This window comes from Streptomyces sp. NBC_01716 (assembly GCF_036248275.1).
Classification (GTDB): domain Bacteria; phylum Actinomycetota; class Actinomycetes; order Streptomycetales; family Streptomycetaceae; genus Streptomyces.
Window position 1 is genome coordinate 5299898 of the sequence record NZ_CP109181.1, and the last position, 24701, is coordinate 5324598.

Genomic DNA, 24701 nt, shown 5'->3' on the forward strand with positions numbered 1-24701 from the left:
CCGTCCTCCTCAGGAGGCGCCCGTCGCCGGGTCGGTCGCGGGGTCGGTCGCCTTGTGGGGCTGAGGGCCAGGGGCGGGGTCCGGGGACGGGTCCTGGTGGACGGGGAAGCGGCGGGGGGCCAGGAAGAGGAGCACCAGCAGGCTGAGGGCCGCGGCTGTCGCGGCGCCCAGGAAGACGGCGTCGACCGCCGAGTCCACCGCGCGGCGCAGGAAGTCGGCCGCGCGGGCGGTGAGTTCCCCCGGGTCGTCCAGGGCGTGTGCCACGGAGTCGAGGTCGCGCGGGAGCCCGGTGCCGGGCGAGTCGGCGAGCCTGTTGCTGATGACGCCGTTGGCCAGCGCCCCGAACAGCGCGGCGCCCACGCTCTGGCCGAGCTGGCGGTAGAAGAGGATCGACGCCGTCGCCGTACCGCGCTCGGACCAGCCGACCGTCCCCTGCACGGCGATGATCAGCGGGAGTTGGAACAGCCCGAGCGCCGCGCCGAGCAGCAGCATCAGCACCGTGGGCTGCCACGCCTGGCCGGGGAAGGGCAGCAGGGGGAAGGCCAGCAGGACCAGCAGCGCGGAGGTCATGCCGGTGATCGCGGTACGGCGGAAGCCGATGCGGTTGTAGACGCGGTCGCAGAGGGCCGCGCTGATCGGCCAGGTCAGGGTGATCGCCGAGAGTACGAAGCCGGCGGCTATCGGGCCGAGGCCGAGGACGGACTGGGCGTACGTCGGCAGGAAGACCGTCGGGGCGATCATCAGCAGCCCGAGCCCGCCCAGCGCCAGGTTGACGGCGGCGATGGGGCGGCGGCGCCAGACCCAGCCGGGGATGATCGGGTCGGCCGCCCGCCGTTCGACGAGGAAGGTGACGCCGGCGAGCAGCGCGGTGCCGGCGAGGAGTGCGATCGAGGGGGCGGAGAGCCAGGGCCAGGCGACACCGCCCTGGACGAGGGCGGTGACCAGCAGTGTGCCGGTGGCGAAGACGGCGAGCGCGCCCGCCCAGTCGATACGGGGGCGGGGCCCGGCGCCGGTCCTGGGGCGGGGAAGTCGCCTCCTGCGTACGGAGGTTGGCGCGGGCTTTCGTGCGGGGCCGCCGTCCTCGCGGTCGCTCGTGGGCGTTGCTGCACGGCCGGGCTCCCGGAGGTGGCGGACGGTGAGGTACAGCGCGACCGCGCCGACCGGCAGATTGATCAGGAAGATCCAGCGCCAGTCCGCGTACCCCGCGAGCAGCCCCCCGAGCGCGGGGCCCGCGACGGCGGACGTGGCCCAGACGGTGGAGAGCTTGGCCTGGATCTTGGGGCGTTCCTTGAGCGGATACAGGTCGGCGGCGATGGTCTGCACCGTGCCCTGGATCGCGCCGCCCCCGAGACCCTGGACGACGCGGAAGGCGACCAGGGAGCCCATGTTCCACGCGGTGGCGCAGAGGACCGAGCCGATGAGGAAGAGGACGATGCCCGCGACCAGGACGGGCTTGCGGCCGAAGGTGTCGGAGAGCTTCCCGTACACGGGCAGGGTGACCGTCGCGGCCAGCAGATAGCCGGAGAAGAGCCAGGAGAAGATCGAGAAACCGCCGAGGTCTCCGACGATCTGCGGGACGGCGGTGGACAGGATCGTGCCGTCCAGCGCTGCCAGTGCCATGCCGAGCATCAGGGCGGCGACGACGGGACCGCGGCGGGGCTCGGTTCTGACGCTGGCCACTGGATTCCTTCCCTATGCAGGTATTTCCCGGGGAACAGCCTCTCACCGACCCTGGCACGGCGGCAGGGCGCGGCTCTCTTCCCGGCCAACCCTCAGCAAGGCTCCTCCTGGAGGTGGAGACCCCTTAGGTGGTCCTCCCTACATCCGCCGGGGACGGGTTCGTCCCGCCGGAGGATGAGAGGAACGGGGCCCGTTCTTTAAGTTGGTCTTACACCGCAGGGGGCCGGCCGGGGGCCGGTGGGTGACGGGGGGACGGGCCCGAGGGGGGCTACCACCCGTAAACGCTGAGGGAAACCTCAGGAGAAGTGTCTGCTTTTCCCCAGCGCGCCGGGGCACCTGGGGCGCGCAGAATCAAGGCACACCACACCACACCACCGCACAGCGCGAGGCGCGCACCCGTGCCTCACGACGCCTGATTATCGACGGACTTAGGAGACTTACCGTGACAACGGCTGCAACCATCCCCAAGCACGGGGGCACGGGAGGGCGTTTGGCCGTCGCCGCGCGAGCGCGGCAGGTCGTCAAGGCCTACGGCTCGGGGGAGACCCGGATCGTCGCGCTCGACCATGTCGATGTGGACATCGCCCGCGGGCAGTTCACCGCGATCATGGGCCCGTCCGGCTCCGGCAAGTCGACGCTGATGCACTGCCTCGCCGGCCTCGACACGGTCACATCGGGAGAGATCTACCTCGACGAGACCGAGATCACGAAGCTCAAGGACAAGAAGCTCACGCAGCTGCGCAGGGACCGCGTCGGCTTCATCTTCCAGGCCTACAACCTGCTGCCGACGCTCAACGCCCTGGAGAACATCACGCTCCCCATGGACATCGCCGGCCGCAAGCCCGACCGGCAGTGGCTCCAGCGGGTCGTGGAGACCGTCGGTCTCGCCGACCGGCTGCGGCACCGGCCCACCCAGCTCTCCGGCGGCCAGCAGCAGCGCGTGGCGGTCGCCCGCGCGCTCGCCGCCCAGCCCGAGATCATCTTCGGCGACGAGCCCACCGGAAACCTGGACTCGCGGGCCGGCGCCGAGGTGCTGAGCTTCCTGCGCAGGTCGGTGGACGAGCTGGGGCAGACCATGGTGATGGTCACGCACGACCCGGTCGCCGCGTCGTACGCGGACCGGGTGCTGTATCTCGCGGACGGCCGGATCGTCGACGAGATGCGCAACCCGACCGCCGAGCAGGTCCTCGACCGGATGAAGAACTTCGACGCGCGGGGGCGGACGTCGTGACCGTCGTCAAGACCTCCGTGCGCAACTTCCTCGCGCACAAGGGACGCATGGCGCTCTCCGCCGTCGCCGTCCTGCTGTCGGTGGCCTTCGTCTCGGGGACGCTCGTCTTCACCGACACCATGAACACCACGTTCGACAAGCTCTTCGCCTCGACCTCGTCCGACGTCACCGTCAGCCCCAAGGGCGCCGCGGCGGCCGACGACATGCCGTCCCAGACCGGCAAGCCCGAGTCGCTGCCCGCCTCCGTCGTCGCGCGCGTCGAGAAGTCGCCGGGCGTGAAGTCCGCCGAGGGCGCCGTCAGCAGCATGAGCGTCACGGTCGTCGACTCCGGGAACGAGAACGTGGGGGCGTCCACCGGCGCCCCGACCATCGCGGGCAACTGGACGAAGAACGACCTCCGTTCGATGGAGATCACCTCCGGGCACGCCCCGCGCGGTCCCACCGAGGTCATGGTCGACGCCGACACCGCGGACAAGCACGACCTGAAGCTCGGCGACGAGCTGCGCACCATCGTCGTCACGGGCGACATCAACGCCAAGATCGTCGGCATCGCCACCTTCAAGGTGACCAACCCGGGCGCGGCAGTCGTCTACTTCGACACCGAGACCGCCCAGCGCGGACTCCTCGGTGAGACCGGCCGGTTCACGCAGGTCAACGTCGTCGCCGACCAGGGCGTGAGCGACGACGCGCTCAAGACCGACCTCGCGGGCTCTCTCAGCGGCGCGTACAAGCTCCAGACCCAGAAGGAGATGACGGACGCGGGCCGCGACAGCGTCGGCTCGTTCCTCGACGTGATGAAGTACGCGATGCTCGGCTTCGCCGGGATCGCCTTCCTCGTCGGCATCTTCCTGATCGTCAACACCTTCTCCATGCTGGTCGCCCAGCGCACCCGGGAGATCGGCCTGATGCGGGCCATCGGGTCCAGCCGCAAGCAGGTCAACAGGTCGGTGCTGCTGGAAGCCGTCCTGCTCGGTGTCGTCGGCTCCGTCGCCGGTGTCGCCGCGGGCGTCGGGCTGGCCGTGGGCCTGATGAGACTGATGTCGTCCATCGGCATGGAGCTGTCCACCGAGGACCTCACCGTCAAGTGGACGACCCCCGCGGTCGGGCTGGCGCTCGGAGTGATCGTCACCGTACTCGCCGCGTACATCCCGGCCCGCCGGGCCGGGAAGATCTCGCCCATGGCGGCGCTGCGGGACGCCGGTACGCCGGCCGACGGCCGCGCCGGACGGATCCGGGGCGGCATCGGTCTGGTCCTCACCGCGGGCGGCTTCGCCGCGCTCCTCGCCTCCACGAGGGCCGAGGAGGCGGCCGAGGGTTCCCTGTTCCTCGGAATCGGCGTGGTGTTCACGCTCATCGGCTTCGTCGTCATCGGTCCGCTGCTCGCCGGCTTCTTCGTCCGGATCCTGAGCCTGTTCGTCCTGCGGGCCTGGGGTCCCGTCGGACGGATGGCCGAGCGCAACGCGCTGCGCAACCCGCGGCGTACGGGGGCGACCGGCGCGGCCCTGATGATCGGGCTGGCCCTGGTGGCGTGTCTGTCGGTGGTCGGTTCGTCGATGGTCGCTTCGGCGACGGACGAGCTGGACAAATCCGTCGGCGCGGACTTCATCATCCAGTCCACCAGCGGCCAGCCGATCGTGCCGCAGGCCCAGGCCGCGCTGGAGAAGGCGCCCCACATCTCGCACATCACCGAGTACAAGTCGATCGAGGCCAAGCTGACCACGCCCGGCGGGAAGACCGCCGACGAGGAACTGGCGGCGGCCGACCCGACGTACGCGAAGGATCTGCGCCGTGAGACCGTCGCGGGCGAGCTGTCCGCCGCGTACGGCAAGGACGCCATGTCCGTCGGCGACACATTCGCCGAGGAGTACGGCGTCAAGGTCGGGGACGTACTGACCGTGGCCTTCAAGGGCGGCGACACCGCCAAGCTCACCATCGCGGCGATCACCTCCGACGACGTGTCGGTCGACCAGGGCGCCAAGTACCTCTCCATCGACACCGCCAAGCGGTATCTGACGGCGGAGAAGCTGCCGAAGAACATCCTCATGTTCGCGGCGGCCGACGACGGCAAGGAGAAGGAGGCGTACGCGGCGCTGAAGGACTCGCTCTCCGCGTACCCGCAGTACAAGGTCCAGGACCAGACCGACTTCAAGCAGGACCTGAAGGACCAGATCGGCCAGCTGCTCAACATCGTCTACGGTCTGCTCGGACTGGCGATCGTCGTCGCGGTGCTGGGAGTGGTGAACACCCTGGCGCTGTCGGTCGTCGAGCGGACCAGGGAGATCGGACTGCTGCGGGCCATCGGTCTGTCGCGGCGTCAACTGCGCCGCATGATCCGCCTGGAGTCGATGGTCATCGCCCTCTTCGGCGCCCTGCTCGGCCTCGGTCTGGGCATCGGCTGGGGCACGTCGGCCCAGCAGATCCTTGCCCTGGAGGGGCTGGGGGTCCTGGAGATCCCCTGGCCGACGATCGGCGGAGTGTTCGTGGCCTCGGCCTTCGTGGGACTGTTCGCCGCGCTCGTCCCGGCGTTCCGGGCCGGCCGTATGAACGTCCTGAACGCGATCGCCACGGACTGAGTGCCCCTGAACGACGGACCGGGTTCCCGAAGGGTGGACCGAGTCTTCCCGAACGGTGGCCGGTAGTCGGCCAAGGTAGGTTTTCGGCTCCGATGGGTGTCCTTCACACCCATCGGGGCCGATTCCGTTTTCCCTGGTCGGGGAGGTGGTGACAACAAGCTGCGCGCGTAGATGCAGCAAGCTGACACGCCTCGGCCCCCCATTTCGAGACACCCGCTGCCATCGTCGTCCCACCGGGACCGATCCGGTCCGGCGGAACGATTCAACAGGGGGAATTGTGCTCGGTGTACCGCACCGCAACTCCACGAAGGTCACGGCCCGTTCGCGCACCGCTCGTACCGCACGCACCGCCCGGGTCACCCGTACCGTTCTCGCTCTCGGCTTCTGCGCCGCGGCACTGACCCTGTCCCCGGGCACCGCATCCGCCGCCCCCCGCGTCGTCCCCCCGGCCGGCGCGGTGACCACCTGCCAGTCCGCCGTCGCCCACCTCCCCGGGCCCGTCGAGCGCGAGGTCATGGCCCTGTGCAAGCTTGTGAACGGCTGGGACTGAGGCGTAGCCGGTGCGGTTTCAGCTCCTCGGGCCGCTCAGCATCGCCGACGGCCCCGACACCGTCGTCCTCCAGCCCTCCAAGCCCACCATTCTCCTCGCCTCACTGCTCCTGCATGCCAACACGGTCGTCTCCGCCGACTACCTGCAGCGGACCATGTGGGGCGAGGAACAGCCGGCCACCTCACGGGCGGCGCTCCAGACCTGCGTACTGCGCCTGCGGCGGCTGTTCACCAAGCACGGGGTCACCGAGACGCCCATCGAGGCGGTGCCCGGCGGCTACCGCATCACCGCCGGGCCCCGGCATCTCGACCTGATCGGTTTCCGGGAAGAGGTACGGCGCGCCGCGGACATCGCCGATCCCGAGAGCGAACTGCACGTGCTCAAAGGGGCGTTGTCCCTGTGGGAAGGCTCCGTCCTGGCCAATGTCCGCTCCGACGTGCTGCACCGCGACGAAGTCCCCCGGCTCGTCGAGGAGCGGCTGCGGACCCTGGAGCGCGCCTGCGACCTCAAGCTCCGGCTCGGCCGCTGCGGCGAGGCGCTGGTGGAGCTGTGGAGCGCCAGCCGCGCCCACCCCGGGCACGAGCGGTTCCGGGAACAGCTCATCGAGGCCCTGTACCGGACGGGCAGGCAGACCGAGGCGCTCGCCGAGTACCGGATGGTCAAGGAGTATCTGCTGGACGAGCTGGGCGTGGACCCCTCGCCCGCGCTGCGCCGGCTGGAGCTGGCCATTCTGCGCGGCGAGGATCTGGGACCGGCGGACGACCGGCCCCCGGCCGCCGCCCCGTACGTCTCCGGCGTTACGGGCGCCACGGGCGCCACGGGCGAGCGCCGGCTCACCGCCGCCCTCACCGCCGCCCCGCTCGCGCCACCCTCCGCGATGGTGCAGCCGGTCCCCGCGGTGCGCTCCTTCTCCGGGCGCGCCGCCGAGAGCGCCGCGCTGCTGGAGCGGCTGACCGCGCCCGGCCAGGAACCGGTCACCCTCCTGGTGTCCGGGGCGCCCGGCATCGGCAAGACCGCGCTCGCCCAGCACCTCGCCCACCAGGTCAAGGAGAGCTTCCCGGCAGGGCTGTTCATGGTGCGGATGGTCGCCCCGGACGGTACGCCCCGAGGCCCCGACGACGCCGCGGCCGAGGTGGCCGCCGCCCTGCGCGACCAGGCACGCGGCGAGCGCGCGCTGCTCGTGCTGGACGACGTGGTCGACGCCGACCAGGTCCGACCGCTGCTGCCGGCCGGCACCGACGGAGCGGCGATCGTCACCAGCCGGCGCGGCCTCGCCGGACTCGTCGCCACCCACGGCGGCTGGGTGCTGCGGCTCGGCACCTTCGCAGAGGAGGAGTCGTACGAGCTGCTGCTCGCCGTACTCGGCTCCGAACGCGTCGACGCGGAACCGGACGCGGCCCGTCGGCTCGCCGAGGCCTGCGGCCACCACCCGCTGGCCCTGCGCATCATGTCGGCCCGGCTGCTCACCCGGCCCGCGCTGCGGCTGGCCGACTCCGTCAGCTGGCTGGCGGAGGACCCGCTGGCCCGGCTCTCGCTCGCCGACTCGCCCGATCTGTCGGTGCACCGCGTCCTGGGCGGGGCGCTCGACCGGCTCGACCCCCGGCTCGCCGACGCCTTCCTGAAGGTCGCCGCGCAGATCCCCGACCACTTCACGGCCGAGGACAGCGTGCGCGTACTCGGGATGCCGCCCGTCGAGGCGGACGACGTACTGGACCGGCTCGCCGACGCCGGACTGCTGGAAGAAGGGCCGCCCGGCCCGTACCGGGTGCACGAACTGCTCCGTGTGTACGCGCGCAGAACCGCGCCGTATCGATCCCGACCGATACAGAAGGTGTGAATCCCATGGCTGCAGAAGCGACAGAGACTCCGACGGCAGTCGCGCCTCCGGCCGCGCAGGCGGCACAGGCACCGGCACCGGCTCAGGCCCCGGCTGCCGCAGCCACCGCCTTCGACGCCCTGGCCGGCACCCGCCCCCGCGTCCGCCGCGACGTGCTCTTCACCGAGACACCCGGCGGGGTCCTCTTCCACAACGCCGACGGCGGCTTCCACCTCACCGGCCGCACCGCCTACCGCTTCGCCTCGCTGATGGTGCCCCACCTCGCAGGCCACCACCGTCTCGCCGACATCTGCCAGGGATTCGGCCCCGCCCAGCGGGCCATGGCCGCCGAACTGGTCAAGACGCTGTACGAGCGCGGCTTCGCCCGGGACATCCCCGAGGACGGGACCGCCCCCGGCACCGCCCCTGAGACCGCCCCCGGGACCGCCCCAGGGAATTCCGCCGCCCCCGTCCCCCACGGCCTCACCGACGCGGTCACCACCCGCTTCGCCGCCCAGATCGCGTACGCCGACCACTACGCCGACGGCGCCCCCGCCCGCTTCCACCGCTACCGCACCACCCGCGTCGCGATCCTCGGCACCGGACCCGTCGCCCGCTGGTGCGCGCTGAGCCTCGTCCGTAACGGCGGCGCCCACCTCGCCGTCGAGGGCGACACCGCCGGCGACCCGGCCCTGCTCGCCGAGATCGCCGAACTGGCCGACCAGGACTGTCCGGTGACTCTCGACACCCTCCCCGCGCATCCCGCCTGGTCCGCACTCGACGGGCAGGACATCGTCGTCGTCACCGGCGCCGACGCCTCCCCGCGCACCCACGCGCTGCTGTCGGCAGGCGTGCCGGAGGGCACAACTCTCATCCCCGCCTGGACGTTCGGCCGCCGCTCGGTCACCGGGCCGCTCAGCAAGGCCGGTTCGGCCGGCTGCTGGTCCTGCGCGGTGCTGCGCCTCGGCGGCAACACCGACGCCGCTGCCGCAGCCGACATCTGGAGCGAGGTCGCGGGCGGAGCCACCGCCCGCGCCGCCGGACACTCCCCGCTGACCGGCCCCGTCGCCGCGATGTCCGGCAACCTCCTGGGCTACGAGATCTTCCGCCTCACCACCGGCGTGCTGCCCGCCGAGACCGAGGGCCAGGTCATCGTCCAGGACCTCGAATCGCTCGACGTCATGGCCGAGCCCGTCCAGCCCCACCCGCGCTGCGCGCTCTGCGCGCCCGCCGCCGCGACCCGGCGCCCCGCCCTGCCCGGCGGACTGCCCGGCGGACTGACGCTCCCCGTCACCCCGACCGTGGAGAGCGCGGGCGAGGCGGAGGCCCTGGTCGAGGACCTCAACCGGATCAGTACGGCGCTCGTGCGCCCATTCACCGGCATCTTCGCCCGGTACGACGACGAGAGCCTCACCCAGACCCCGCTCAAGATCAGCCGCGTCGAACTGGCCGTCGGCCACGGACCGCGCAGGCGGATCGCCGCCTTCGACGTGCACCATCTGGCGGGCGCCCGGCTGCGCGCGCTGTACGCGGCGGCCGAGACGTACGTCGAGCACGTCGTGCCCGTGACCCCCGGGCCCGGTGCCCCCGCGTCCGCCGACGGCATCGCCGCCGTCGCCCCCGATCAGCTGACCACGGGCAGCGGCACCGGCGCGGCCGTCGAGACGGTGGGCGCCTGGCTCACCGCGGCGTCGCTGCTCACCAAGGAGCCCGTGCGCGTACCGGCAGCCGCGGTACGGCCGTTCGGCCCGTACAACGCCGCGCGTCTGCACCAGCCGACCACCGCCGGTGCCGGCGCGGGCCCGAGCCCGCAGGAGGCGGCGGGCCGCGGCCTGCTCTCCGCGCTCGCCCACGGCGCGCTGCTGCGGGCCGTACGCGGCCAGGCGCGCTGCGCGCTCGTGACCTCCCCGGCGGCCGGTGAGCCGGACGCCGACCCGGAGCTGGTGTTCCTGCTCAAGTCCGTGCCGAACGTGGGCATCCGGGCCGAACTCGTCGACCTCGGCGAGTGGGAGCACTCCGGCGCCCATGTCGTCCTGGCCCGCGAGACGGGCGCCGCCGACGGCACCGAAGGGCACGCACGCTGGGCCGTCGCCGCCGGGCTCTCCCGGACCACGGCCGCCTGCGCCGCCCTGCGCGATCTGCTCGGCCAGGTGCAGCTCGACACCGAGGACCCGGACTCCACGGTCGACCTCGGCGACCCGCTGATGGGTGAACTCGCCGCCGCCACGGTCCTGTTGACCGGTGAACCGGTCGCCGCCGACGCGACCGCCACCACCTTCGACGCGGTGCTCGACCGGCTGCGCGAGGCCGGCCGGGACGTGCTGTACGTCGACACCACCCCGGCCGACCTGCCCGCCGGCGGCGTCAGCACGGCGCGCGTCCTGCTCACCACCGGCGCGGAAGGTGCGCCCGATGCCGGCTGATCCCTGGGAGCGGTCCGCCCGCGACCTCGCCGCGCTGATGCGCCGCGGCTTCGGGGGGACCTCCGCCACGCCCGCGCTCGACGTCGCGCCGCTCGGCGTCCGCGACGCCTTCACGGACGAGGAGCCTCAGGGCGAGGACGGCGGGGTGCCCGTACGGTTCTACGGCCGCCACGCGGTCGTCGGGCCCTTCACGGACCCCGGCGCGGAGGCCCGCCCCTGCGTCCGCTGTCTCGCCCGCCGTTGGCAGGGCGTGCGCTCCGTCGCCCTGCGCGAGGCCCTGGAGCTGGGCTCCGGCACCAGGGCCGCCGGGGAGTCGCCGTACATCACCCCGTTCAGCGCCGACGCCCTCGCCGGGATCGTCGCGGCCAGGCTCGCCGGGCAGGGGCCGTCGACCGGCTCCTTCCCGGCGGTCCACCTCGTGGACCTTCAGACCCTTCGGATACGGCACTACCCGCTCGTACCCGACCCCGAATGCCCCCGCTGCGGACGCGGCGAGGAGGACACCCCCGAGGCGGCGGTCCTCACACTCAACCCCGCGCTCAAGCACAGGCCGGGCAGCTTCCGGCTCCGCGACATCAGCGCGTACGAACTGCCCGCGGAGCCGTACGCCAATCCCGTCTGCGGCTCACTCGGCCCCTCCGTCGTGCACGACATCTCCTCCACGTCCACCTCGGCGACCATCGGCTGCTTCTCGATGCGCTCCGGCGACTATCTGCGCGAGACGTTCTGGGGCGGCCACGCCGACACCTTCGCGCAGAGCGTGCGCATCGGTGTGCTGGAGGGACTTGAGCGGTACGCCGGGATGCGCTCGCGCGCCAAGGCGGCCGGCGTGCACGGCTCGCTCGACGGACTCAGGAAAGCCGGGGAACGCGCCCTGGACCCGCGTGAAGTCGGCCTGTACTCCGAGGAGTTCCACCGCGCCAACCCGCGTGTCACCCCCTTCCACCCCGACCGTGAACTTCCCTGGGTCTGGGGCTACTCGCTCCGCGACCACCAGCCGGTCCTCGTACCGGAAGTGCTGACGTACTATCACGCGCCCGGCCTGGAGAACCGGTTCGTGCAGGAGAGCTCCAACGGCTGTGCGTCCGGGGGCTGTATGGAGGAGGCCGTCTACTTCGGCCTCATGGAGGTCGTGGAACGCGACGCCTTCCTCCTCACCTGGTACGGGAAGGCCGCCCTCCCTGAACTCGACCCGCGCACCAGCACCCGCGCCGCGACCCGGCAGATGGTCGACCGCCTTCAGATGTACGGCTACGAGGCCCGCTTCTTCGACACCCGGATCAGCTTCCCCATCCCGGTCGTCACCGGCGTCGCGGTCCGCCCCGACGGCGGCAGGGGCCGGATGTGCTTCGGCGCGGGCGCCGGGCTCGACCCCGAGTCGGCCCTGGCGGGCGCGCTGTGCGAGATCGCCACGGACGCCGTCAACCTCCGGGGCCGCACCGAGCGCGACGAGGTCCGGCTGCGCGCCATGGCCACCGACTACGACAAGGTCGCCGCGCTGCACGACCACCCCCTCGCCTACGGCATCCCCGAGATGGGGAACAACGCCCACTTCCTGATCGGCGAGCCGGGCGCCCCCCGGCCGCGCAAGCGCTCGCTCACCGAGGCGTACGGCGACGGGTCGCTGCCGCCCGTCTCCGACGATCTGCGCGACGACCTCACCCGGTGCGTAAGTGCCGTGACCGACAAGGGATTCGACGTGGTCGTCGTCGACCAGACCATGCCCGAACAGCGTGACCTGGGCCTGACGACGGTCTCGGTGCTGGTCCCCGGCCTGCTGCCCATCGACTTCGGCTGGACCCGGCAGCGCGCGCTCAAGATGCCCCGGCTGCGCACCGCCCTGCGCGAGGCGGGGCTGCGCGACCACGACCTGACCGACGCCGATCTGAACCTGGCGCCGCACCCCTTCCCCTGACCGAAACCCTGACCCGAACCCCCGAGAGGAGTCCCACCATGGGGTACGCCCATGACTACGCCGCCGCGATCATGCAGCGGGGCCGGGTCCCGATGGCACCGGCCGATTTCGTGCCGAACTGGTCCGACGGGCCGCGCAAGGCGAAGTACTACCCGGGGGTCGACAGCCTGCCGCTGCCCGCGTCCGGCTATCCGGCGGACGCGAGCCTGGACCGGGCCTTCGGCGGCAGCGGAGAAACGCTCCCGGGGGCGTTCGACCTGACGTCGCTGTCCGGCATGCTCCTCGACTCGTACGGTCTGACCGGCCGCAGGCTCGGCGTCCAGGCCAACACCGACCTGAGCGCCCTGCCGTTCTACCCGCTCGCCAACTTCTCGCGCGGCTCCGCCTCCGGCGGCGGCCTCTACCCCGTGAGCGTCTACTGGGTCTCCGGACCGCGCGGACCGCTCGCACCGGGTGTGCACTACTACTCCACCCGGCACCACACCATGCAGCGCCTGCTCACCGGAGACGTCTCCGGTGAGGTGCGCGAATCGCTGGGCGGGCACGGCCCGGACACCGACCAGTACCTGGTCCTGGGCATCAAGTACTGGCAGAACTCCTTCAAGTACAACAGCTTCTCCTTCCACGCCGTGAGCATGGACCTCGGCGCCGCCGTGCAGACCTGGCGCATCTGGGCGAGCGCCCGTGGGCTGTCCGTCGAGCCGGCGATGTGGTTCGACGAGGCGCGGCTCCAGAAGCTGCTCGGGGTACGGGGCGAGGAGGAAGGCGTGTTCGCCGTCGTCCCGCTCAAGTGGGCCGGTGCGCCCGCCGGTTCGGCCGCGAAGCAGAGCGGACCGGGCCCGGGGAACGTCTCCGTACGGCGCCATGACGTCGAGCGCTCGCGCGAGGTCTTCACCTTCGACGCGCTGCTGAAGATGCAGGCGACGACCTCCGCGCACGCCACTGAGCGGCCCGCTCCCGGCGCGCTCGCCCCGGCCGCGGCGCCCCCGGCGAACCCGGACCTGCCCCTCGCACCGCTGCCCCTCGCGCGGCCGATGCCCGCCGACGTACGGACCACGCTGCGCCGCCGTCGCAGCAGCTTCGGCCGCTTCGACGCGAGCCGGCCGGTCACGGGTGAGCAACTGGCGGCCTGTCTCGCCGCGTCGAGCGCGGGCTCGCGCCTCGGCGGCGACACCGGCACCGGCACGGGCTTCGACGGTGGCGGCGTGCGGCTCGCGAAGCTGTACGCCTTCGTGAACCACGTCGACGGCCTGGAGCCCGGCGCGTACGCGTACGACCCCGACGCCCACGAGCTGCGGCTGGTCAAGGCGGGCCGTCCCGGCGAGTTCCTCCAGCGCAACTACTTCCTCTCCAACTACAACCTGGAGCAGGCCGGTGCCGTACTGGTCCCCACGATCCGTACCTCCGCCGTCCTCGACGCCGTCGGTGACCGCGGCTACCGCCTCGTCAACGCCACCATCGGCGCCGTCGCCCAGTCCCTCTACACGGCGTGCGCCGCACTGGAGTTGGGCTGCGGTGTCGCCCTGGGTTTCGACAACGTCTCGTACATCGAGGAGTTGGGGCTAGGTCCTGTCCGGGCGATCTCTGCCGGGCCCGGACAGGACCTAGACACCACCGGCGAGGCCCCGCTCCTGATCATGATGGTCGGCAACGAGCGGCCCGCCCCCGCCGACTTCCGGTACGAGATCGCCTGAGCCGATGACCTATCCGGAGGGGGACAGGGATGCCTGACCAGGTGTACCAGACGCACGACCAGGACCCGAGACGCGCGTTCATGCTGCGCGTCGCCGGGCTGCCGATCGACACCGTGCGCGCCCTGCGCTGCCCGGCGAGCCGCCGTTGGGCGGACACCGTGCTCGCCGAGGAGGAGCGGCTGCGGGCGGCGGGGGAGCGCGTCGGCGATCTGCTGCACGACCTCGTCGGCCGCACCGGCGACGGCGCGGACGCCGGGCCCGGTGAGGCCGCCGACCGCCGCGCGCTGCTGAAGCTGCGCCGTGAGGTGTTCAACAACCGGCTCCCCCAAAAGCCGGACGGAGCACTGGAGTTGGTGGCCGGGCGCGATACGCCGACGGGCGAGGCCCTGTCGCGCTGGCTGCTCGACCGCCGGGAGCTGGCCGCACTGCGGGCCACCGGCGCGGCGTTGTTCACGGGCGAGAGCGCCGAGGCGCGCGCCGCGCTCCGCGACCTCGCGGGCGAGGACCGCCTGCGCAAGGGGCTGCTGCTGGCCTCGCCGACGCTCGACGCGCAGATCGACGCCTTCGTCACGCAGGGAGAGGGCAAGCCCGACAAGCGCCGCAGGAAGATTGAGCGCTCCCTGCTGTCGTACCTCTACCGCACCGTCTGCAAGACCAGCCCCTTCTCGACGTTCACCGGCGTCGCCCTCGGTGAGTTCGAGGACGGGCCGGCCGGGGACGGCGGCTTCGAGGTGCGCGTCGCCGATGAGTGGACCGGGCACGCGCGGCTCAACGTCGTCGCGCTGGGCCGGCTCGCCGAGTGTGTGATCGCCGATCCCGTACGCCGCGCGGATCTGCCCGTCGCCCCCGCGTCCGGCTGGGGCAGGGACCACGACCGGGTGCGTTACGTACGCCGCTGGGTCACCACCGGCGACGACGACACGGCCGTCACCTTCGACGCGGTGAAGGACCGGCTGTTCTTCCTGCGCCGCAGCGGCACGCTGGAGCGGCTGCTCGACTTCTTCGAGGAGCGTCCGGCCCTGCGCTACGGCGAGTTGGCGGCCTGGCTGGCGGACGACGCGGGCGCCGGGGCCGACGAGGCCGAGCGGTATCTCGCCGCGCTGCTGGACCTGGGCATGGTGCAAGTACCCGCGCTGCGTACGGCGGTTCACGACACCGACCCGCTGCGCGCCTTCCAGCGCTCCCTGCGCGAGCTCGGCCGGCCGTGGGCCACGGAGCTGGCCGGGCGGCTCGACGAGGCCGTGGCGCTGACCGACCGGTTCGCCGGCGCCGGGCCGGCCGAGCGCCGCCAGGTGCTCGCCGCGCTCAGGGCCACGCTCCAGGACATCCAGTCCGGGCTCGGCGCCGGGAAGGCGCGCGTGCCGCAGACCCTGCTGTACGAGGACGCTGCGGCCGGACGCGAGACGGCGATGGGCCTCGGCGCGTGGCGCGAGCTGACGGCGGGGCCGCTCAGCAGGGTGGAAGGCGTGCTCCCCGCCTTCGACCTGACGCTGCCTCAGCGTGTCACGTTCAAGGGCTTCTTCCTCGCGCGATACGGACAGGGCGGGCGCTGCGGCGATCTCCTCAAGCTGGTGCACGACTTCCACGAGGACTTCTTCGACCAGTACATGACGTTCACCGGGAGCCGGACCACCTTCGACGCGGACGGGCGGTACGTGCCCGAGGTGAACTGGCTCGGGCTGCCGCAGCTCAAGGCCATCGACACCGCGCGGCAGCTGTTCGCCGAGCGGATGCGCGCCCTCTGGGCCTCGGAGGGCGACAGCGACGAGATCGACCTCGACACCGGTTTCCTCGCCGATGTGGCCGCCGAACTCGCCCCGGCCGTACCGAAGTTCGCCCCCATGAGCCACCACATCCAGCTCGCCGACCGCCCGCACGACCCACTGGTCGTTCTCAACCGCTCCTACGGCGGACTGTCCTTCCCGTTCAGCCGCTTCACCCAGTGCTTCGACGGGCTCGACACCGCCCTGCTGGCCGGCGCGGCCCAAGTGCGGCCGCCGGGCGCGGTGTTCGCCGAGGTCACCGGCGGTCCGGTCACCAGCAATCTCAATCTGCACGGGCGGCTGACCGAGTACGAGATCGTCTGCCCCGGCGAGACCGGCACGCTGCCGGAGGAGTACCGCATCGACCTGCACGACCTGTTCATCGAGCACGACGAGACCGCCGACCGGCTGGTGCTGCGCTCGACCCGGCTCGGCCGCGAGGTCGTCCCCGTCTACCTCGGCTATCTCGTCCCGCTCGCCCTGCCCGAACTGCCCCGCACCCTGCTGCTCCTCTCGCCGACCTCGATGGCCCCGCTGAACGTGTGGGGCGGGGTCCCGGAGGGCGAGCCCGTGGGAGGTGTCAGCCGCAGGCCGCGCGTGCGCCACGGCAGCGTCGTCCTGAGCAGGCGCAGCTGGAGCGCGCCCGCCGCGGAGCTTCCGCTGCACGCGCCGGGGGTCTCCGACGACGAATGGTTCCTCGGCTGGCACCGCTTCCGCCGGGCGACCGGGCTGCCCGACCGGGTCTTCGTGACCGTCTCGGACAGCGGGGCCCGCGGCGCGACGGGCGCGAAGCCGCAGTATCTGGACTTCGACAGCGCCCTCTCGCTCGCCGCGTTCGAGGCGCTGCTCAAGACGGCCGGGGCGCGCGTCGTCTTCCGCGAGATGCTGCCGGACGAGGACGGCCTGCACGCCGTCTCCGGCCGGGGCCGTCATGTCGCCGAACTGGCCGTGGAAACGCTGGCCGGCGCGCCTCCCCTTCGCAGAGAACTCGTATCCGCACGGAGGGATGCCTCATGACCGGCACCGCACCCGTTCCCGGCACCGCACCCGTCCCCGGCGACTGGCAGGCCACGCACGTCTTCTACGCCGCCAACCCCCGGCCCTTCCTGCTCCAGTGCGTGCGCCCGCTCGTCGCCGAGCTGGAGGCCGAAGGCCTGATCGACACCTACTTCTTCATGAACTACTGGCTCGAAGGCCCGCACGTACGGCTGCGGATCAAGCCCATCTCCGAGGCTGTCGCCGCCACCGTGCGCACCCGCACCGAGCAGGCCGTCGACGCCTTCCTGGCCGAGCGGCCCGCGCTGTACGAGGTCGACTCCGGCTTCCTCAACGACTTCTACAACACGCTCTTCGAGATCGAGTTCCCCGGCAGCGAGCGCGGCCACTACATGGACGACCAGGGCCGGATGAATCTGCGCCCCAACAACTCGCGCAGCGCCGAGCCGTACGAGCCGGAGTACGGCAAGTACGGCGGCCCCGCCGGGATCGAGCTCGCCGAGTGGCACTTCAGGCACTCCAGCGATCTCGTCATCGAGGCCCTGCGGACGAAGAACCTGCACCTGCGGACCGTGCTGCTCGGCACGTCCGCGCAGCTGATGATGGTGATGGCCGGGACCTTCCTGCCCGACGACCGGGAGCTGACCGAATACCTGGAGAGCTACTACGAGTTCTGGCACACCGCGTTCCCCGGCACCGGCTTCATCGGCACCGTCGAGTACGACAAGAACTACGCGGCGATGGCCCCCGGCCTCACCGACCGGTTCGCCCGCATCAGGTCGGCCGTCGGCGCGGGTGAGCCCGGCAGGCTGCCCGCCTTCCTCGCGGGCTGGGCCGAGCACTGCGCCGAACTGAACCGGCGCGCACGGGAGTTGACGCTGGCCGGCGAGCTGGTCTTCCGGTCCTGGGACGGGGAGCGGGACGAGCGCGTGAGTGACCCGGCGGTCGCGCTGCCGCTGCTGCTCTCCCCGTACATGCATATGACGAACAACCGGCTGCATGTCACCATCCGCGACGAGGCCTATCTCTCGCACGTGCTGGGCCGGACACTGCGGGAGGCGGTGGCCGCCCCGTGACCGCGCCCACGGACCGCCGCGCGAAGGACGGTCGCCCGACGGACCGCTACCGGCCGTCCCTGCGCCCCGGCGTGCTGGTCAGCGACGCGTTCCTGCTCGGCGCGCGGACCGTGCATCTGGTGAAGAACCCCCGGAGCGGCAAGTCGTACGAGGTCGGGGTCAAGGAACACTTCCTGATCGCGCGCATGGACGGCACGCGGGGTCTGGACGAGCTGGGCGCCGAGTACGCGGCGGAGTACGGCAAGCGCCTGGGCGACGCCAACTGGCAGCAGCTGCTGGGCATCCTGGGGGTCCGGGGACTGCTGGCGGGCGGCCCCGCGAGCGCGCGGACCGAGACCGCCGACACCGCCGATGAACCGCCGCCGAAGCCCCGGCGCACCCTGCTGCGCGGCACGCTCCCCCTCGTCGCCGACGCCGACGCGACGGCCGAACGGCTCCACCGCGCCGTCGGCTTCCTGCTCGCCGCGCCCTTCATGGTCCCGCTGCTGCTCCTGATCACCGCCATGGAAGTGGTCGCCGTCGCGCGGCTCGGCGAGCTCGTCGACGGGGCGGTGGCGCTCTTCACCAACCCGGTCCTGCTCGCCGGCGCCGCCGCGCTGCTCTGGTTCAGCACGGCGCTGCACGAACTGGCCCACGGGGTGGTGGCGAGACGCTACGGCGGGCAGGTGGCCGAGATCGGACTGCGCTGGCGCCTGCCCGTCGTGATCATGTACTGCACGGTCGACAACTACCAGTATCTGCGGACCCGTTGGCACCGGATCGCGACGGCCGTCGCGGGCGCGGTGATGAATCTGGCCGTCCTGCTGCCGTTCTGCGCGGTGTGGCTGTTCGCGCCGGTGGACGACGCGACCGGCGAGGCGCTGGCCGGGCTGCTGCTCCTCGGCAGTGCGCAGGCGCTGGCCATGCTCGTACCGTTCCCGCCGCTCGACGGCTACAAGATCGCCGCGCAGCTGTGCGGCGCGACCGGACTCGCCGCGTCCAGCAAGGAGTACGTACGGCTGGCCGTGCGGCGCGATCCGGCGGCGAAGGCGTACCCGCGCCGGGCCCGTACCGCCTATCTCGCCTACACCGTCGGCTCGTCGCTCGTACTCGCCCTGATCCTCGCGGCGGTCGCCGCCCTGATCGTCCGTCTCTTCGCCGCGTAGCCCGGCACACCGTCCCGCTTCCAAGGAGACCCGCATGACCCCCACACCCACCGGCACCGAAGGACCCGCCGTCGTCCTCGACACGATCCACAAGCGGTACGGGGAGAAGCGCGCGGTCGACGGCATCTCGCTGACCGTGCCGCGCGGCGAGTTCTTCGGTCTGCTCGGGCCCAACGGCGCGGGCAAGACGACCCTGGTCGAGATCATGGAAGGGTTGCGCCGCCCCGACTCGGGCACGGTCACCGTCCTCGGCCGGCACCCCTGGCCGCGCGACCCGGAGCTGCTGCCCCGGCTCGGCGTACAGACCCAGTCGTCCGCCTTCTTCGTACGGCTCACGGCGCGCGAGCACCTGGAGACGGTCGCCGCGCTCTACCGGGCCGACCGGGAGGCGGCCGGGCGCTCCCTGGCCGCCGTCGGCCTCACCGACCAGCGCGACGTGCGCGTCGACGACCTCTCCGGCGGCCAGCGCCAGCGCCTGGCCATCGCGTCCGCGCTCGTCCACGACCCCGAACTGATCTTCCTCGACGAGCCGACGGCCGCACTCGACCCGCAGGCCCGCCGCGCGCTGTGGCAGGTGCTGCGCGCGCTCAAGGGCGCCGGCCGGACCATCGTCTACACCACGCACCACCTGGACGAGGCCGAGGCGCTCTGCGACCGCGTCGCGATCGTCATCGACGGCCGGATCGTGGCGCTGGACACACCGGGCAAGCTCGTCGCCGCCAGCAGCTCGGTCACCCGTCTGCTCGTCCCCGCCGACCGGCTCTCGCTCACCGACGCGCGGGCCATCCCCGGAGTGCTGCGGGCCACCGAGGACGGCGACCTGATCGTGCTGGAGACCGAGGACTCGGGCCCGGTGCTCTCCGCGGTCGACGCGCTCGCCGGACTGCACGGCGTCCAGACGCGCACCGCGAGCCTGGAGGACGTGTACCTCGAACTGACCGGCAGCCCGCAGTCCTAGGGCATGTCCGACGCGCGAGCCGAGAACCGAGAGACGGAGCAACGACCATGAGCACCACGAGCGCATCGGGCACCCAGCCCACGACACCGGCGGCACGCACACGCGCCATGAGCGCCTACTCCGCGCTGAGCCAGGCGGGTTACAAGGCGTACACGCGCGACAAGACCACCCTGTTCTTCACCTTCGCCTTCCCCCTCCTCTTCCTCGTCGTCTTCGGCCTGATCTTCCACGGCATGACCGTCGAGGAGAGCGGTCGCCCGTACATCAACTACATCGCGCCCGGCGTGCTGTCGTGGGGTGTCGCCAACGCCGCCGTCTTCGGCGTCGGGTTCGTCATCATGCAGTGGCGCCGCGACGACATCCTGCGGCTGATCCGGATGACGCCGACGCCGCTGCCCACCATCCTCGGCTCCCGCTACGTGCTGGCGCTGGCCATCGGCACCGTGCAGGCCGCGATGTTCGTCCTCGTCGCGATGCTGCCGTTCTTCGGTCTCGAACCGGCCGGGAGCTGGCCGCTGGCGCTGCCGGTGCTGTTCCTCGGCATCACCGCGTTCCTCGCGGTCGGCGTGATCGTCGGCTCGTTCGCGAGGACTCCGGAGGCGGTCGCCGCCGTCGCCAACTGCCTGATGGTGCCGATGGCGTTCCTGTCCGGCTCGTTCTTCCCGCTCGACGCCATGCCGGGCTGGATGCAGAACGTGTCCCTGGTGCTGCCGCTGCGCTACTTCAACGACGGCATCTCCGCCGCGATCACCGGTGACGGCGGCGGGGGAGACATCCTGGTGGCCTGCGGCGGCGTCACCGCCTTCGCCGTCGTCTTCGGCGCGATCGCGCTGAAGACCTTCCGCTGGAGCGACCAGTCATGACGACAGCGACCGCCACAGGTGCGCCGGGGGTTGCCGACGGCAGCCCCCTGGAGCGCGCCCGTGCCCGCCTCCAACAGGCCCTGACCGTACGGTACGAGGCCGCCGGCCCGCGCACGGCGGAGCTGCCCGCGCCGCTCGTGGTGCCCCTCGGCGGCGCCGACGTCCTCGGCTTCGGGCACCCCGACCCGTACGCAGCCGTGCGCCCGGCGGCCAACGTCCAGCTCACCTCCCGCGCCGCCCTCGTCGGGCCCTGGGGTGGCGACACCGGGCCCGCCTGCGGCCAGTGCCTCGCCATGCGCTGGCAGCGGCTGCGCAGCCGCTCCGAGCGGGAGGCGCTGGAGCTGGGCCACGAACCGCGCGGCGCCGCCGACTGGCCGCTGCTCACGGACTACGCCGTGGACGCGGTCTGGGCGGCGTATCTCGCCGTCCGTACGGGGGAGTTCACCCCGCCCGCCACCGCCGCCGCCGACCGCGAGCTGCCCCAGGTCACCCGCGTCGACCTCGGCACCCTCGCCACCGCGACGTTCCCGCTGCTGCCCGAGCCGCTCTGCCCCTCCTGCGTCCCCGAGCGCCCCGACACCGCGAACGCCGCGCGCATGCGTCTGACGGCCCGGCCCAAGCCGGACCCCGCCGACTACCGGCTGCGCCCCCTCGGCGCGTACCGGCTGCCGACCGCCGCGCTCGCCAACCCCGTCTGCGGGGCGCTCGGTTCGGACACCTGGATCAACCCCGCCTCCACGACGACGGCGCCCGTCGCCGGCACGCACTTCGTCCGCGGTTACGCCGGCCTCAACGACGTCACCTGGAGCGGGCAGGCCAACAGCTACTCCACCAGCCGGAGATTGGCCTTCCTGGAGGGACTTGAGCGGTACGCGGGCACCCACCGGCGCCGCGGTACGAGCCCGGTCGTCGACTCGTACAACAACCTCGCCCACGACGCGCTGAACCCGGCGGACTGCGGCTTCTACGCGGACGCGACATACGAGAAGGACCATCTGGTCAGCCCGTTCGACCCGGACCGGCCGATCCCCTGGGTGTGGGGCCACTCGCTGCGCGACGAGCGCCCGATCCTCGTCCCGGCACGGCTGGCGCACTACAGCGCGGGCGTCGACGCCGACAACTTCGTCTTCGAGTGCTCCAACGGCTGTGCCACCGGCGGCAGTCTGGAGGAGGCGATCCTCTTCGGGCTGCTGGAGCTGATCGAACGCGACGCGTTCCTGCTCGCCTGGTACGGCCGCGCCCGGCTCACCGAGATCGACCTCGGCTCGTGCCGGGGCGGCGCGATCCGCACCATGCTCGACCGGGCCGCGCTGCACGGCTACGACGTGCACGCCTTCGACACCCGGATGGACCTCGCCGTACCCGTCGTCACCGCCCTCGCTGTCCGGCGCGACGGCGGTCTCGGCACGCTCTCCTTCAGCGCCGCCGCCGGCTTCGACCCGGAGGGCACCGTCGACGCGGCCCTCTCCGAAGTCCTCACCTACATCCCCCACTTGCCCTACCAGGTCGCCGAACGCGAAGGCGAGCTGCGCGAGATGGCCGGTGACTACCGCAAGGTCCTGCACCTCAAGGACCACGCGCAGCTGTACGGCCTGCCGGAGATGACGCACCACGCGCGCGAGTACCTGGAGCCGACGGCCGTGCGCCCGCTGGCGGAGACGTACGCCGACTGGGCCCCGGTCCGCCCGCGCACCGGCGATCTGCTGGACGATCTGCGGCTGCTGCGCGACGAGTTGGCGGGCGCCGGGTACGACGTGATCGCCGTCGACCAGACGACGCCGGAGCAGCGGCGGATGGGGCTGCACACCGTGAGCACGACCGTGCCCGGTCTGCTGCCGCTGGACTTCGGCTGGACCCGGCAGCGCGCCCTGCTGATGCCGAGACTGCGGACCGCGCTGCGGGCGGCCGGGCGGCGCGGGGACGATCTGCCGGAGCCGGAGATCAAGGCGGTCCCGCATCCGTTCCCGTAAGCCTCCGGGGGGCCTGCCGGGAGATGTCCCGGACAGGTCCCCGGACGATCCGGCGCGCACAACGACGACCGGCCCCTCGCCCGGTACGGGAGGAGGGGCCGGTCGCTCGCTGCGAAGCCGGATCAGGCGGAGCAGGAGGTGGTGCTGGTGGTGCTGGAGCAGGTCGACGTCGAGGAGGACGACGTGGAGCCGGCGAGGACGACCTCGACCGCGTCCGAGTAGTCCGAGATCTCGAAGGTCTCCGACTCCAGCTCCAGGATCTCGTCGGCGAGGGTGGCGAGACCGGTCTTCGGGGCCATGGGGTTCTCCTTCGGTCACCGGGGCTTCACCGGCTTCTCCGGCGGCGCTCCCTTGCGATGTCCTCATTCCACCGGCGCCCGCTGTCAGTTCGGCCCGGCTTTCGCTGTCACACCGCTGACACCTGGTGTCAGTGGAATGTGCGTTCCGCTGCGCATGGCCTGCCGCACGCTCGGACCTCAAGAAAAGCTCAAGCAAGGAGGTGAACGGCGTATGACCGACGCCCTGGACGAGTCCACGCCCCCAGCACCCGCACACCCCGCCGGCGTACCGCGCGACATCCTGCGCAGCGCCCTCGGGCTCTATCTCGAACTCCACGCCCACCCCGAGCTGTCCGGCGCCGAGTCGGAGACCGCCGAGCGCTTCGCCGCCCGGCTGGCGGGTGACGGCGCCACCGTCACCCGGGGCGTCGGCGGCCACGGCGTCGTCGGTGTCCTGCGCAACGGCGCCGGCCCCACCCTCATGCTCCGCGCCGAGCTGGACGCCCTGCCCGTCGGGGAACGCACCGGCCTGGCGTACGCGAGCACCGTCCCCGGCACCATGCACGCCTGCGGCCACGACCTCCATCTCGCCTCGGCGGCGGGCGCGTTGGCCCTGCTCGCCCGGGAGCCGGAGACCTGGAACGGCACCGTCCTGGTCGTCGGCCAGCCCGCCGAGGAGACCCTCGAAGGGGCGGAGGCGATGCTCGCCGACGGTCTCTACGAACGGTTCGGCGTCCCCGGCGTGGTTCTCGCCCAGCACGCGGCGCCCCTGCCGGCCGGGATCCTCGCGCACGGCCGGGGCCCGATGATGGCGGCGAGCGCCGCGCTGGAGGTCGTCGTGCGCGGCTACGGCGGCCACGCGGGCACCCCGCAGCTGACCGTCGATCCCGTCGTGACCGCCGCCGCGACCGTCATGCGCCTCCAGACGGTCGTCTCCCGCGAGACGGCGCCGTCCGACCAGGTCGTCCTGACCGTCGGCTCCCTGCGCGCGGGCAGCCGCGGCAACGTGGTCCCCGACGACGCGGAGCTGAGCATCACCGTCCGCGCGGCCACCGACCAGGCCCTGGAGCGGGCCCTGGCGGCGGGGATACGGATCGTACGGGCCGAGAGCGCGGCATCCGGCTGCCCCAAAGACCCCGACATCACGCTCGTCTCCCGCTCGTCCGCGCTGCTGGCCGATCCGGCGGTCACCGCGAGCGTACGGGCGGCCCACGAGCGGGAGTTCGGCCCGCACCGGGTGGCCGACTGGCCGGGCTCGATGGCCACCGAGGACTTCCCCCGCTTCGCCGTCGACGGCGTACGGACGGCATACTGGATGGTCGGTACGGCGTCCCCGAGCCAGTGGCGCGCCGCACGCACGGGCGGCCGGCCGGTACCGCCCAACCACTCGGCGGAGTTCGCCCCCGACGTACGGACCGCCCTGCCGGCCGGTATCGCGGCCATGGCGACCGCCGCCAGGCAGCTGTTCAAGGAGACACGTTGACGATGACGGCCCAGTGGCACGGGTTCACGGACATCGAGGACGTCCCCCGGTACGTGGAGGTGGTGACGGTCCGCGAGGACAGTACGGCCCCGTCCGCCGAGACGACGGCGATCCGCCTGGTCGGTCTGCTGCCCGCGCACTGGAGATGTGTCCCCGAGGTCGCGGGCGACCGGGTGCGGCTGTGGATCGAGCGGGAGCGCGGGACGAGCGACACCGACATCCGCCGCAGGGTCCGGGAGGTCCTGGCGGACACGGCGCTGTGGGGCTGGGCGGAACAGCGCTGACCC

The 24701-nt window shown here is 72.4% G+C and carries 17 protein-coding genes; 15 read left to right on the plus strand and 2 right to left on the minus strand.

What is annotated here, in order from left to right; all coding sequences use genetic code 11:
* Positions 1-9: 9 nt before the first annotated feature.
* Positions 10-1680 carry an MFS transporter gene (locus OIE74_RS23440; RefSeq protein WP_443076203.1) on the minus strand — a complete coding sequence of 557 codons (1671 nt, stop codon included), beginning with the start codon at positions 1678-1680 and terminating at the stop codon, positions 10-12.
* A 442-nt stretch (positions 1681-2122) separates the two neighbouring features.
* On the opposite strand from OIE74_RS23440, the gene OIE74_RS23445 reads away from it, so the two are divergent.
* The 13 genes from OIE74_RS23445 to OIE74_RS23505 all read left to right on the plus strand — a co-directional run bounded on the left by OIE74_RS23445 (position 2123) and on the right by OIE74_RS23505 (position 22653).
* Complete coding sequence (locus OIE74_RS23445; RefSeq protein ID WP_329386773.1) at positions 2123-2911, plus strand: ABC transporter ATP-binding protein; 789 nt, start codon at positions 2123-2125, stop codon at positions 2909-2911.
* The gene (locus OIE74_RS23450) at positions 2908-5484 is read left to right on the plus strand and encodes an ABC transporter permease (RefSeq protein WP_329386776.1); all 2577 of its coding nucleotides are present in this window, start codon (positions 2908-2910) and stop codon (positions 5482-5484) included. The genes OIE74_RS23445 and OIE74_RS23450 overlap by 4 nt, the downstream gene beginning before the upstream one ends.
* 277 nt (positions 5485-5761) lie before the next feature.
* Positions 5762-6034, plus strand: a complete 273-nt coding sequence (locus tag OIE74_RS23455) for a hypothetical protein (protein WP_329386778.1) — start codon at positions 5762-5764, stop codon at positions 6032-6034.
* A 10-nt stretch (positions 6035-6044) separates the two neighbouring features.
* Complete coding sequence (locus OIE74_RS23460) at positions 6045-7871, plus strand: BTAD domain-containing putative transcriptional regulator (protein WP_329386780.1); 1827 nt, start codon at positions 6045-6047, stop codon at positions 7869-7871.
* Positions 7872-7876: 5 nt separating this feature from the next.
* On the plus strand, positions 7877-10273 hold the full coding sequence (locus OIE74_RS23465; protein WP_329386782.1) for a TOMM precursor leader peptide-binding protein: 2397 nt from the start codon (positions 7877-7879) through the stop codon (positions 10271-10273).
* A complete protein-coding gene (locus OIE74_RS23470) occupies positions 10263-12188 on the plus strand; it encodes a TOMM precursor leader peptide-binding protein (protein WP_443076204.1) in 1926 nt (641 codons plus the stop codon). Before OIE74_RS23465 ends, OIE74_RS23470 begins: the two co-directional genes overlap by 11 nt.
* 38 nt (positions 12189-12226) lie before the next feature.
* Positions 12227-13882, plus strand: coding sequence for a nitroreductase family protein (locus tag OIE74_RS23475; protein WP_329386784.1), 1656 nt, complete (start codon positions 12227-12229; stop codon positions 13880-13882).
* A gap of 29 nt (positions 13883-13911) precedes the next feature.
* Entirely contained in the window at positions 13912-16662 is a 2751-nt protein-coding gene (locus tag OIE74_RS23480; protein ID WP_329386786.1) for a lantibiotic dehydratase, read from the plus strand.
* Complete coding sequence (locus tag OIE74_RS23485; protein WP_329386788.1) at positions 16659-17717, plus strand: lantibiotic dehydratase C-terminal domain-containing protein; 1059 nt, start codon at positions 16659-16661, stop codon at positions 17715-17717. The genes OIE74_RS23480 and OIE74_RS23485 overlap by 4 nt, the downstream gene beginning before the upstream one ends.
* On the plus strand, positions 17714-18862 hold the full coding sequence (locus OIE74_RS23490; RefSeq protein WP_329386790.1) for a M50 family metallopeptidase: 1149 nt from the start codon (positions 17714-17716) through the stop codon (positions 18860-18862). Before OIE74_RS23485 ends, OIE74_RS23490 begins: the two co-directional genes overlap by 4 nt.
* Before the next feature lie 34 nt (positions 18863-18896).
* The gene (locus tag OIE74_RS23495; RefSeq protein WP_329386792.1) at positions 18897-19820 is read left to right on the plus strand and encodes an ABC transporter ATP-binding protein; all 924 of its coding nucleotides are present in this window, start codon (positions 18897-18899) and stop codon (positions 19818-19820) included.
* Between the two features lie 107 nt (positions 19821-19927).
* Positions 19928-20683, plus strand: coding sequence for an ABC transporter permease (locus OIE74_RS23500; protein ID WP_329392404.1), 756 nt, complete (start codon positions 19928-19930; stop codon positions 20681-20683).
* Entirely contained in the window at positions 20680-22653 is a 1974-nt protein-coding gene (locus tag OIE74_RS23505; RefSeq protein WP_329386793.1) for a TOMM precursor leader peptide-binding protein, read from the plus strand. Before OIE74_RS23500 ends, OIE74_RS23505 begins: the two co-directional genes overlap by 4 nt.
* Before the next feature lie 122 nt (positions 22654-22775).
* On the opposite strand, the gene OIE74_RS23510 is transcribed toward OIE74_RS23505, so the two are convergent.
* Positions 22776-22952, minus strand: a complete 177-nt coding sequence (locus tag OIE74_RS23510) for a thiazolylpeptide-type bacteriocin (RefSeq protein WP_189109547.1) — start codon at positions 22950-22952, stop codon at positions 22776-22778.
* Positions 22953-23163: 211 nt separating this feature from the next.
* On the opposite strand from OIE74_RS23510, the gene OIE74_RS23515 reads away from it, so the two are divergent.
* Positions 23164-24414 (plus strand): amidohydrolase, encoded by a 1251-nt coding sequence (locus OIE74_RS23515; RefSeq protein ID WP_329386798.1) that lies wholly within the window; start codon positions 23164-23166, stop codon positions 24412-24414.
* Between the two features lie 2 nt (positions 24415-24416).
* Positions 24417-24698, plus strand: a complete 282-nt coding sequence (locus tag OIE74_RS23520; protein ID WP_329386800.1) for a hypothetical protein — start codon at positions 24417-24419, stop codon at positions 24696-24698.
* The last annotated feature ends 3 nt before the right edge of the window (positions 24699-24701 follow it).